This is a genomic window from Acetobacterium sp., from assembly GCF_041752335.1.
GTDB lineage: Bacteria > Bacillota > Clostridia > Eubacteriales > Eubacteriaceae > Acetobacterium.
Genome location: NZ_JBGSHG010000002.1, coordinates 1 through 12,068 on the forward strand (window position 1 = coordinate 1; position 12,068 = coordinate 12,068).

The following is a 12,068-nucleotide window of genomic DNA, read 5'->3' on the forward strand; positions in this document are numbered from 1 at the left end:
TTCTCTGGCATTTGATGGCCGAGAGGGTGGGATTCGAACCCACGTGGGCTTGCACCCTAACGGTTTTCAAGACCGCCCCGTTATGACCACTTCGGTACCTCTCGTAATTCAAAATGCAAGACTAATATTACCAGTGAAAACGCCTATTGTCAAGTGATTTGTTAAACTTTTTTAAATTTTTATTTTTTATAATTTGACAATCCAGTTCAGCGGATCTTCGCGGTTGCCGGTCTGGACATCGTAGAGGGTATCATATATTTTTTGGGAGTATTCGCCGATTTTACCGTCGTTAAATGTCATTTCCGCATCTTTCCACCCGAGGGTGCCAATCGGCGAAATAACCGCCGCTGTGCCAGTTGCAAAGGCTTCGCTAATTTTACCCTGCTGCCAGGCGTCATACAGCTCGTCGATGGTGATTTGGCGCTCTTCCACTGTTTCTCCCCAGTGTTTCAATAATTCAATCACGCTTTTGCGGGTGATGCCGTTTAAGATGGTGCCTTCCAGAGAGGGGGTCACAAAAACGCCGTCAATTAAAAAGAAGACATTGCTGGTGCCGACTTCTTCGATATACTTTCGCTTTTCGCCGTCCAGCCATAAGATCTGCTCAAAGCCCATTTCATGGACCTTTTCCTGGGCCGCCAGACCGCCGGCGTAATTCCCGCCGCACTTGGCTTCACCGGTACCGCCCCGGACCGTCCGGGCATATTCTGATTCGACGTAAATCCGACTGGGGACCATCCCGCCTTGATAGTAAGAACCGACTGGCGACATGATAATCATAAATTTGTAGCGTTTAGAAACCCGCACCCCGATAAAGGGATCGGTGGCAAAAACAAAGGGCCGGATATAAAGCGATGTCCCCGGCGACTTGGGAATCCAGGACTGATCCATCTTGACCAATGCTTTCAGGGCTTCGAGCAAAAAGTCTTCATCAATTTGGGGAATGCACATCCGGGCGTTGGAGCGGTTCATCCGTTTGAAATTTTCGTCAGGTCTGAACAGTTGAACCTCACCAGCTGGCGTTTTATAGGCTTTTAAGCCTTCAAAAACTTCCTGGGCATAGTGAAGCACCATTGCCGATGGCATGATCTCAATGGGTCCATAGGGCTTAATAACGGCATCATGCCAACCAACGCCTTCGGTATAGTCCATCTCAAACATATAGTCTGTAAATTCCACACCAAAGATCAGCGAATCTTCTTCTGGTTTTTCCTTAGGGTTTACTGTTTTAACAATTTTAATTTCCATGTCTTCCTCCGAGTTCCATAGCAAAACAAGCGCTATTTCGTATATGAAAGTAGTATAACAAGGTCTGTATACAAAGTACAAGTGTATTTTTTAGGAATAATGTTTTTTCGAAATACATCGCTGGCGAGACTTTTTTTCTGTAAACGTCATCTTTGTTCTCCGGTCGGGGAGCGACCATTTTTGGGGTTTTTGCTGCTGGCCGGTGATTAAAAATCAGCAAATAAAAAGACGATGGTGTCGCCATCGTCCTGTTTTATTTAGTCTACAAAGTATATTTCAATGTTTTGTCGGCCCCAGATTTCGCATTCTGCTTCACTATCCATATAAATATCGATAATGCCATAGCCGACGGCTCCACCCCGGTCTTCAACGGTATAGACACCGCCAAGGGCGGGAATATAAACCTTGGTTCCAAACGGAATGCCGCTCCAGGTGGCAATAGTCCGGCCGGATTGCGGCACGGTTCCCGATGCAGTGTTGTTGCCAGTGGCGGTATAGGCCGTGGCACTGACCACCATGCTGCCTTTAAAACCACTGTCAGGATTGATCGACGCACTGCCATCGCCGGTGGCACTTTTTTCGACATTAACATTCCCGGTCACTGATGATACTTCCACGGCTTCGGGCATCACAATGGTTGTGGACGGACCGACTTCAATGATTTCTTCCACAGCCGGCATGATCACTTCACAGGTGATGACTTCGCGGCTGACTTCGACACCATTTTCATAGCGGATCTTTTCTTTCATGTTGGCTTTACCGTTCTGACCCACCTGAACCACAATCCGGGTTCCGGCTGGCAGTTCCGCTTTTTCCACAATGGTGGCCTTCATCGGCACATCTTTAATCCCGGTTGATTCCACATAAGAAATCCGGGTTACTTTGATATCGCCGGTTTTCGCGGTTAAGGGGCTGTTCAAACCCGGCTCGACCTTATCGTCCTCATCCGGTTTGACCCCATTTTCTTCCAGGACATCGCCAACGGTAGCCCCGCCGGACAGATAGGTAATGGTTTTTCCATCAACTTGAATCTTTCCCGAAATCTTTTTTTCAATTGTTACATCAATGACATCTTTAAATAAGGTATTTAAAGGGTCACTGAATTTATATTCGTCGCTTACCGGAAGATCATTGGCAACCAGAACTTCCTCCAGGGATTGGAGCAGCTTTCCATGGGCAGTGCATACCTTGCCTTCGAAGTTGACCTCAACTTCTTTTTCGACGGTAAAAGCACTGGAAACACCCACGACCAGAAGCAAAATCAAGGCAATGATTCCGATCTTGACGCCAGGATATTTCTTAAGAAAACCACCGGTTTCTCTCTCTCTATTCATAAATAAAACCTTTCATTTTGTCTAAATTGCATAAATAAAAGTTACACGTTTGTTACAGTAAGTTTACCATCCTACCCAATTTATGTCAAGGTTTTTGTGGCTTTTGCGGGTCCAAATGGTGACCCCATCCCAATTACAAACCGTGTTTTGGCCCATTCTAATGCCATAATGGGGGTTGGAGTAAATTTTTGTCACCTGCTTTTTTTGTCATTTCTGCCCTCATAAGCTAGTTTTTAGAAAACTATTCTATACTACATCTTGTGCTTTAATCTGTATGAAATTTAAACGAACGGAGACCTTATGCTCGATACAAAAAAAAATCTGGCACTCATTGAACTATTACAAATAAATCTGCCCAATTGGTTTGAAACTGCCAAGCGGGATCTGCCTTTTCGCCGGACCAAAGACCCCTATTTTATCTGGGTCTCGGAAATTATGGCTCAACAAACCCAGATTGATACATTAATACCCTTTTATAATCGCTTTATTGATCATTTCCCCACTATTTTTTGTCTGGCCCTGGCCTCAGAAGACGAGGTCATTAAAGCCTGGGAGGGCTTGGGCTATTATTCCCGGGCCCGCAACCTCCATCAGGCGGCCCGGACCATTGTCTCGGACTACGACGGTTTTATGCCCGATACCCTTGCCGAACTAATCAAGCTCCCGGGCATTGGCCCCTATACCGGCGGCGCCATCGCCAGCATTGCCTTTAATCAGAAGGTCAGCGCGGTGGATGGCAATGTCCTCCGGGTGATCAGCCGTTACGCCAACAGCTTTGACGATATCAGCGACACCAAAACGAAGAACCGGATAACCGCCTGGATTGACAGCATTCTGCCTGAAGCCGCTGGCGCTTTTAATGAAGCCTTGATGGAACTGGGGGCGATGATCTGCACCCCCAAAAGTCCCAAATGCCAGAACTGCCCGATTTGCAGCGGCTGTCAGAGTCATGCTGCCGGCACCACCGGACAGCTCCCGGTGAAAACGAAAAAGCAGCAGCAGCTGACCAAAGAAATGGAGGTCGGTATCGTCAGACAAAACGGCCGCCTGTTTTTTGTGCGGCGCCCTGATTCCGGCCTGTTATCAGGAATGTGGTCCTTCCCGATTACCGAAATGACGGTGGGCCACGGTCTGGATATCAAAAAAAAACTCGGAGAATTCTTCCCCGAGCTTAATGACCCCATTTTAATTGGAACCAGTCGCCATGTTTTCTCCCATATTATCTGGGAGATGTCAGTCTATGCTTTTAATCTGGACGAGATGGTCTGTGAAACCCCAGCCCATCGCTATCGTGCCTCAACCGATGGGGATCCGTTGTCAACTACCCAAACCATCTTCAAAGCCCTGGCCCAGATCGATGACCTGGCCCTGCCGATCGCCTTTTCCAAACTTTTACCGCTGCTCGCCGACTAGCTGATTGGGTAACTGATCACAAAACTCATGGCTATTCGAACTTATTGATGTTCTTAAAAAGTCTTTAATGCTTACTGATGCCGGATCACCTGGAAGCGCTGCAACATCACATCGCTGTCGCTTTCCAGAATGCCGGCTTTTCTTTTGGCGATGGCAATCTGTTCTTCCGGGGTATTAACCCCTTCCAGATCGGGCAACAGCAGGCCGCGGTGGAGATCCTTCTCGACAATGACCCCGTACTTTTTGGCATCCAGTTCGGCCACACTGCTAACCGGTTCCGGAACGCCCAGCACATCCACCTTGATTTCCAGATCCATCAGTTCCTGTTCTTCCACCGGCATAAAGCGGGGATCATAGGTTGACGCCTCAATGGCATTGCGGATGATTTCCTGGGCGATATTTTCAGTTACCGGGCCGGTGGTGCCGATGCAGCCCCGCAATTCGCCATGCTGATGCAACGAGACAAAAACTCCGGCCTGATTGTTTTCCAGTTCACCGAGCACATCAGCTTCGATTTCAACCTGCTTTTTGTAATGATCAAAATTCAGTTTCCGGCCCCGCTGCACCCAGGTATTGATAGTAGCCCGGGCCAGGGCCACAAAGGGACTTTCATTTAAACGCCTTTCTTTATAGGATAGCATTTTATCGGCTTCGTAGCGGTCCAGCAGGCTGGGAATCTTTTGATCCGTCAAATCGATAAAGGCTGACATGTAACCCACCCCAAAAGGACCTTCATAGGAAAACACCGTAGCTTCGGTATCGAGACCGTCGGTGGCGCCCAATCCCATAATTATCGGTCTTAACCCACATTGTCCAGCCGGTTCGTAGACCTGGTGAGGAACGGTTAAGATGGAGTAGTAATTCTTCGCTTTAATGCCGTTGACAATATTTTCATCAAACAGCGGTCCCATCGGATTAAAGGCGTAAGGCCCTTCATCCTTGAGACAATGGGAAAGATCGGCCGATACCAGAATCATCGCCTCTTTACCCCGGGCTTCAATGGCTTCCCGGATTACCGTCCCCATTTTATAGAGTTCGATCAGACTCAGCTCACCAATAGTGATGTGAACAATCTTATAGGTCCGATAATATTTTTCAATAAAATATAGCGGTACCAGGACCCCATGATCAAGATCCAGGCTGATTTTATATTCTTTGGCAATTTTATGATTCAAGAAAATGGTGTGACAGTTGTTTTTCCCAAAGCCCATATTAAGCTCATCCAACAGCCCCATATCACAGTCTTTTTCCATGGCGATTTCGGGATGGCCGAAATTGCGCAGATCACCCTTGATCTGGTTTTCATAAATCACCGCCACCCCGTCCCGGAAGACGTTCCCATGGGGGGTAATGCAGACAATCACCTCCGGTTTGATTTCGGCTACCTTCAGGGCCAGATCCCGCAATCCCCGAATCGTTTTTTCCGCTTCATTTTCGCGACCATCCCCAATCTCCGGAATCAAAATCGGTGGATGGCAGGCGATGCCCAATCCTTTTAAATACATAGTCTCACTTCCTTATTTCTTTTCTTATTTGATATTATAAAACGCATCTTTCCCGGCGTAGCTGCCCAGCAGCCCTAACTGCTCTTCAATGCGCATCAGCTGATTGTATTTGGCCACCCGGTCGGTTCGCGATGGCGCCCCGGTTTTGATCTGGCCGGCATTGACCGCCACTACCAGATCGGCAATCGTGACATCCTCGGTTTCGCCGGAACGATGAGAAACCACCACCGTATAGCCGGCCCGTTTGGCCATTTCAATGGTGTCCAGGGTTTCCGTCAGGGTACCGATCTGATTGACCTTGACCAGAATCGAATTGGCTACCCCGGAATCAATGCCCCGTTTGAGCCGCTGGGTATTGGTGACAAAGATATCGTCCCCGATCAGCTGGACTTTTTTCCCCAGCCGCTGGGTCATGATCTTCCAGCCCTCCCAATCCTCTTCATCGAGCCCGTCCTCGATCGAAATGATCGGGTATTTATCAATCAGCATTTCATAAAAGTCGATCATTTCGGCGGCCGTTTTTTCCACTCCTTCGCCGGCCAGAAAATATTTCCCAGTTTCTTCATTATATATTTCCGAAGCCGCCACGTCCATGGCCAGCTGGACATCTTCCCCGGGAAGATAGCCAGCCCCTTCGATAGCGGTCACAATCAGTTGCAGGGCTTCCTCGTTGGATTTCAGATTCGGGGCAAAACCGCCTTCATCCCCCACTGAGGTGGCCATCCCTTTTTCGCTCAGCACTTTTTTTAGCTGGTGGAAGATTTCCGAACCCATCCGCACGGCTTCCCGGAAATCCCGGGCGCCTACCGGCATGATTAAAAATTCCTGGATATCCACATTGTTATCCGCATGTTCGCCGCCGTTTAAAATATTCATCATCGGAGTTGGCAGCAGTTTGGCATTGACGCCGCCCAAATATTTATAAAAGGGCAGCCCCAATGATTTTGCCGCCGCGTGAGCCGCTGCCATCGAAATCCCCAAAATCGCATTGGCACCCAGCTTGCTTTTGTTTTCGGTGCCATCCAGCGAAATCAGCACCCCATCAATGGCAATCTGATCGGAAGCATCCAAGCCCACCAGAAACTCCTGGGCATAGGCGACGCTGTCCACCGCCTTTAACACCCCTTTACCCTGATAGCGGCTGCAATCCTTGTCCCGCAGCTCCACCGCCTCAAAAGCCCCGGTGGAGGCCCCGGAAGGGACAATGCTGCGGCCCATGGTGCCGTCTTCTAAAATAACATCCACCTCAATGGTCGGGTTCCCCCGGGAATCCAGTACTTCACGGGCAAAAATATCTTCAATATAAGTATTCATTTGTTCCTCCATTTTTTTGTATGCTCTGGCACGTGCGAAACAAAGCGCACTGCGCGCGGTCGTTTTACGGCACCCTTATCTTTGTTTATACACCTTATTAAAGCAAATAAACTTTTGTCCGGAATAAAATCCCGACAAATAAAATACATACAAAAGCCCTGAAAAAGAAAACCTCTTCCAGGGCCTGGTGTTTTTTATTTTTCAGGGGCAATTAAAGGTTCACCTTCTTCATCAATCAGTACAGTGAGTCCGCCGCCAAATTCATCAAAATGGTATAAGTAATTGATTCCCGTTTCCGTATCTTCAATGATCTTACACCCGGAAGTCTCTCCGGTAGGTTCGTTGAGGACAATTTTAAATCGGTTTTTCTTTTGCTTTTTTGTTTTCATTTTTATCCTTTTCTCCTCTTAAATCAAGGTGGCCAATTTCATTATAACCAATCCCGGATAAAAAATCAATTTTTCCGTGTAAAATTTTAAAATGCTGTTTTTGAGAGCCTGATGGTCAAATATTTCTAAGGCCATAAAACTTAACTGAAACGACGGTCAATGATCCGGACGCTTTTTTTCTCAGATCGGGGCAGCGATCCAATCGGGCCGGCCATGGGAATCACGCTTAAACCTACCCGGGATTTAAACTGCCGTTTCACTTCGGCCTCAATATCCTGCTTGTCAATGCCACTCAAAATTTCAAAGGCCAGAAAAACACAGTCTTTGCCTTCCTGATGATCGACGGTGACCAGATATTCGCTGCTGACCCCATCCACGGTTTTTAAGAGCTCATCAATCTGGCCGGGATAAATATTGACGCCCTTGACCTTGACCATATCGTCGGTGCGGCCGATGATCCGGTCATGGCGGGGATGCACGGATCCGCAGGCACAGGGCCCCGGAATAAAGCGGGTGATGTCATGGGTGCGATAACGCAGCAGCGGCGCCGCCTCTTTCCGGAAGGTGGTGATCACCAGTTCCCCGTATTCTCCTTCCGGCACCGGCTTCAGCGTTTCCTGATCAAGAATTTCAAAATACAGGTAATCCGACCAGTAGTGGAGTCCATCATGTTCGCTGCAGTCGATGGAAATGCCGGGACCATAGATTTCAGTCAGGCCGTAAATATCAAAAAGCTCAATCCCCAGCTCTTCAGCGATGCGGCTGCGCATCTTGTCCCCCCAGCGTTCCGAACCGATGATGCCCCGTTTTAAATGGATCTGCTCGCCCAGGTTCTGGTTGGCCACCTCTTCGGCCAGCAGCAGGGCGTATGAGGAGGTGGATGCCAGCACCGTTGCTTTTAAGTCGACCATCATCTGCAATTGTTTCTGGGTGTTCCCCGGCCCCATGGGAATCGCCATGGCTCCCATTTTCTCGGCCCCGGCCTGGAATCCGATGCCGGCGGTCCAGAGACCATAGCCCGGGGTAATCTGGATCCGATCCTCGTCGGTCATTCCGGCATAGCGATAACAACGGGCGAACATTTCCGCCCAGTCAGCCACATCCCCGGCGGTATAGGGGATGATCACCGGCTGACCGGTCGTTCCCGATGAGGAATGAATCCGCACCACCTCACGATCCGGCACCGCCTGCAAACCCAGGGGATAGGCATTGCGCAGATCGCCCTTATCGGTAAACGGCAGCTGCTCAAAATCCGCCATGGTGTTAATATCGGCCGCTACAATCCCCGCTTCCTTAAAACGCTGCTGATAAAAAGGACTCTTCTCTTCCAGTCGCTTGACCAGATTTTGTAAATTTTGTAATGTTTCCATTGGCTTCGGCCTCTTTCTTTAAAATAAAAAAGACCCATCCCCTTATTGTCCATAACAATAAAAGGATGAGTCATAATAACCCACGGTACCACCTTTATTCACAGGCGAATTTTAACCTGTGCACTTTATCTGCAAATGCCATCACATCTGCCATCCCTTAACGTCGATGAAACGTTGTGAAATACTCAGGCGCTGCCCTTTCCTCACACCCTCAGGTGCCCATTATGCCAGTCCGCTTCCTGTCAGGCTCTCACCGCCCCCAACTCGCTTTAAATGCGCTGCTGACTTTACTCCACCATCACCGGTTTGTTTTTTTTTGAGTATAGCCTTTATTTTTATTTTTGTCAAGACCCTCATTTGATCACACTGTTTTCCAGACAGACGGCCAGATTCATTTTCTTTTCCCCGGCGGTTTCAAACTGGATGCTGGCAATGTCGCCGTTGCGGGTCAGGATCGTGCCGGCCCCAAAGCGCTGATGGACAACAATTGTCCCTTGTTGATAGGCACTGAGATCGAGATTGGCTCCCCGGACTTCCCCGGCCCGGCAATCCTGCCACTTCAGATGCTGACCACCAAAACTTTCCCGGGGCGCTGTTTTTGCCGGCGCCGCCTTTTTCCGGGGCAGGCCATCAATTAAATAAGAAATAAACGGCGATGGTTTGATCGCTTTGTCCCGATGTTTGACACACATAAAAATCAGCTCCGTTTTGGCCCGGGTGACGCCCACATAAAAGAGCCGGACTTCTTCAGCATAGGCCCTGGCATCTTCCGGAGCATTGGAAACATTGGGGATCTGCCCTTCGGTGGCATCAATGATAAAGACCTTTTCAAATTCTAGACCCTTGCTGGAATGGAGGGTGGACAGGGTAACCCGGGGTGTCCTGGCTTTTGGGGTCTGGGGTTCCTGAAGTTTTTGGGCCAGGCTTTCCAGCTTATCAAAAAAGGCCGGAAAATTGGGCACCCGGCCACCGAGAATCTTCAGCACCGCCAGCTTCTGCTCAATGTTTTCTTCGGATTGACCGGAACTGATCCGGAAATTCAGATAGGACTGATAGCCCAGACTATCGAGAATCATCCCGATGCCCTTCTCGGGCGAAACTGTTTTCAGCTTTTTGAACCCGGCTTTGAGATCTTTGAGCCGTTTAACCTGCCAGGCTCGTTCGCCACTGATCCGAATCAAGGCATCAAAGGCATTTTCCCCGGGTTTGATCTGCTGGCCCAGCTGGTTAATGGTTTCCCGGGAGATGGCGGCATCCATCTTATAGTAAACCTGGGTAAATAAATCCATATCACCGGGATTCACTGCCAATTCATAAAAAAGGCGGATATCTTTGAGCAAAAAATGGCTGAAAAATTGGGGACTGTGTTCCTTGATCTGATAAGCAATCCCGGCCTCATCCAGCAGATCCACCAGCGGAATGGCCGACTCATTGTTGCGGTATAGCACCGCCATTTCCTTGCCTTCCCGGCGGATCGCGGCGATAATCAGCTGGTACTGGGCTTCGCTGGATGCAACCCATTCCCGGGCAATCGGCACCCCGGTAAACGCATTGCCATCGGGAACCATCATTTCTTTTTGATAGCGCTGATGGTTCAGTTTGATAAAGGCATTGGCTTTATCGACAATCTGCCGGGTGCTGCGGTAATTGGTTTCCATTAACAGTACCTCACCCTGGGGCCAGGTCTCTTTAAAGGCCAGCAGCGATTCGGGAAAGGCGCCCCGAAAGCCGTAGATGCTCTGATCCTCATCGCCGACCATAAACAGGTTGCCTGTTTTCCCGGTTAACAGTTCAATGATCTTAAACTGAATCTTGGAGGTGTCCTGGGCTTCATCCAAATGAATATAGGGATATTTTTCCTGAAAAAAAGCCAGCATTTGGGGATATTTTTTTAGCAGTCCCCAGGCGTATTTTAAGATATCATCAAAATCCATCAGCTGTTCTTTAAGCTTATGACTTTCGTAAGCTTCATAGATTTCCAGAAATTCCACTTCCAGCGGCGGTAATGATTTGATTTCATCGGTGGTCAGCATCATATTTTTGCAGAAGCCGATTCGCTGGCAGATTTCACTGAGTTCAATTTCCCCGGGGTGCTCCTGAAACAGCTGCCGATATAATTCCCGGATCACCGGGGTGGTGTTGGCCAGGACGGTATGGGCCCGGCGGCGGTAACATCGTTCATAGTGGCGGATCACCCCCAGGGCAAAACTGTGGATGGTGCTAAACTGAAGAGTTTCCGCCTGGGACTCACCAAATAACTTGGTGTACCGGGCCTTCAGATCCCGGGCCCCCATGCGGCTGAGGGTCAGGGTCAGGATCGCCTCCGGATCGATCTGCAGCACCCTGAGCATGTAGGCAATCCGGCAGATGATCACCGTGGTTTTACCGCTTCCCGGCACCGCCAGCAACAGCGTCTGGCCCCGGTCCCGCAGGACCGCCTGTTCCTGCTGGGGATTGAGTTTTATCTGATTGCTTTGTTTAAAAATTTCAAAATTTTTCATGGCTTAATTATAGCCGAAATCATCTTTTTTTTCCAGTCTGTGCTATACTAAACAAAATCAGGCCGTCGTCACGACGGCAAAAAGGAGAGCGTCATGGCAAAAGCAATTATTATGAGTGGAGTTTGTGGTTTTAAAACCGAAGTAACGGCTGAAAAAGGGGATGGATTCACGATTCTTCTTGATACTGTTTCCGACTGTCCGGCTTTCAAGAATTTAAATGCGTCACTGAAAGAAGTGGACGGCATGGCCTGCATCATGGACAAGGTTGGCGAAGGTTCCATTTATGAGGCCTGTCGCATCAATTGCAAACATAGCGCCTGTCCGGTTCCCATGGGGATCATCAAAGTGGTGGAAGTCGCTGCCGGTTTGGCGCTGCCGAAAGATGTCACTGTCACTTTAACAAAATAAACCAATTTTGTAAAATTTTCATTTTTCTGAGCGACTAGTTGTTTATCATCCCAATTATCGGGTATAATAAACCTACAAATCATTTTGAAATTGGGAAGGAGTATTGTTATGAGTTTTGAAGATGGAATGAAGGGGTTCACCTTTGGTATTATTTCTTTAATCTGTATTGGCGTCAACATTATTTTAAGTTTTGTTGGCCTGAGTACCATCGCCGGAATTATCAGTCTGGCCGGTTTGGTTACCGCCATCCTCGCTTTTATTTATGGAAAAAAAGAATTCGCTGCTGATCCGGATAATAAAAAAGCAAAAACCGGGAAAACCATCGGTCTGGTACTGATTATTATCAACATCGTCTTTACCGTTCTGGCAATCATCGCATTTATTGCGCTGATGGGCTTAGCCGCCTCAATGTAATTTTTATCAATTTTTACGGCAAATTTATTGCCAATCGGGTAGGAGGCTGACCATTAATTGATCAGCCGACCTCCCACACCACCGTACGTACCGTTCGGTATACGGCGGTTCCAGAGTTCACACCGTTACTTGCAGATAATAATCATAAAAATTGGGATATCCTGCCCGCTTG

10 protein-coding genes and 1 tRNA gene are annotated in these 12,068 nt (G+C 48.5%); 3 read left to right on the forward strand and 8 right to left on the reverse strand.

Translation table 11 applies throughout. The features are described 5' to 3' along the window. Positions 1-15: 15 nt before the first annotated feature. The 3 genes from ACEW8F_RS00135 to ACEW8F_RS00145 form a co-directional block, all read right to left on the reverse strand. A tRNA-Ser gene (locus tag ACEW8F_RS00135) sits at positions 16-104 on the reverse strand. An 82-nt stretch (positions 105-186) separates the two neighbouring features. Continuing rightward, entirely contained in the window at positions 187-1,248 is a 1,062-nt protein-coding gene (locus ACEW8F_RS00140; RefSeq protein ID WP_373481445.1) for a branched-chain amino acid aminotransferase, read from the reverse strand. A 257-nt stretch (positions 1,249-1,505) separates the two neighbouring features. After that, positions 1,506-2,582: a G5 domain-containing protein gene (locus ACEW8F_RS00145; RefSeq protein ID WP_373481446.1), complete on the reverse strand. Its 1,077-nt coding sequence runs from the start codon at positions 2,580-2,582 to the stop codon at positions 1,506-1,508. 300 nt (positions 2,583-2,882) lie between these two features. Here ACEW8F_RS00145 and mutY point away from each other — a divergent pair, with 300 nt between their 5' ends. Next, positions 2,883-3,995, forward strand: coding sequence for an A/G-specific adenine glycosylase (gene mutY / locus ACEW8F_RS00150; RefSeq protein ID WP_373481447.1), 1,113 nt, complete (start codon positions 2,883-2,885; stop codon positions 3,993-3,995). Between the two features lie 71 nt (positions 3,996-4,066). Here mutY and amrA read toward each other — a convergent pair whose 3' ends face one another. The 5 genes from amrA to ACEW8F_RS00175 form a co-directional block, all read right to left on the reverse strand. Further along, positions 4,067-5,500, reverse strand: a complete 1,434-nt coding sequence (amrA, locus tag ACEW8F_RS00155) for an AmmeMemoRadiSam system protein A (protein WP_373481448.1) — start codon at positions 5,498-5,500, stop codon at positions 4,067-4,069. Positions 5,501-5,524: 24 nt separating this feature from the next. Beyond that, entirely contained in the window at positions 5,525-6,814 is a 1,290-nt protein-coding gene (gene eno / locus ACEW8F_RS00160) for a phosphopyruvate hydratase (RefSeq protein WP_373481449.1), read from the reverse strand. A 194-nt stretch (positions 6,815-7,008) separates the two neighbouring features. Beyond that, positions 7,009-7,203 (reverse strand): DUF6440 family protein, encoded by a 195-nt coding sequence (locus tag ACEW8F_RS00165; protein ID WP_373481450.1) that lies wholly within the window; start codon positions 7,201-7,203, stop codon positions 7,009-7,011. A gap of 140 nt (positions 7,204-7,343) precedes the next feature. Then, entirely contained in the window at positions 7,344-8,573 is a 1,230-nt protein-coding gene (locus ACEW8F_RS00170) for a phenylacetate--CoA ligase family protein (RefSeq protein ID WP_373481451.1), read from the reverse strand. Positions 8,574-8,926: 353 nt separating this feature from the next. Beyond that, positions 8,927-11,074: an ATP-dependent helicase gene (locus tag ACEW8F_RS00175; protein ID WP_373481452.1), complete on the reverse strand. Its 2,148-nt coding sequence runs from the start codon at positions 11,072-11,074 to the stop codon at positions 8,927-8,929. Positions 11,075-11,167: 93 nt separating this feature from the next. Here ACEW8F_RS00175 and ACEW8F_RS00180 point away from each other — a divergent pair, with 93 nt between their 5' ends. Together ACEW8F_RS00180 and ACEW8F_RS00185 are read left to right on the forward strand one after the other, a co-directional pair. Beyond that, positions 11,168-11,482: a hypothetical protein gene (locus tag ACEW8F_RS00180; RefSeq protein WP_373481453.1), complete on the forward strand. Its 315-nt coding sequence runs from the start codon at positions 11,168-11,170 to the stop codon at positions 11,480-11,482. Positions 11,483-11,590: 108 nt separating this feature from the next. Then, positions 11,591-11,896, forward strand: coding sequence for a hypothetical protein (locus ACEW8F_RS00185; protein WP_373481454.1), 306 nt, complete (start codon positions 11,591-11,593; stop codon positions 11,894-11,896). Positions 11,897-12,068: the final 172 nt, after the last annotated feature.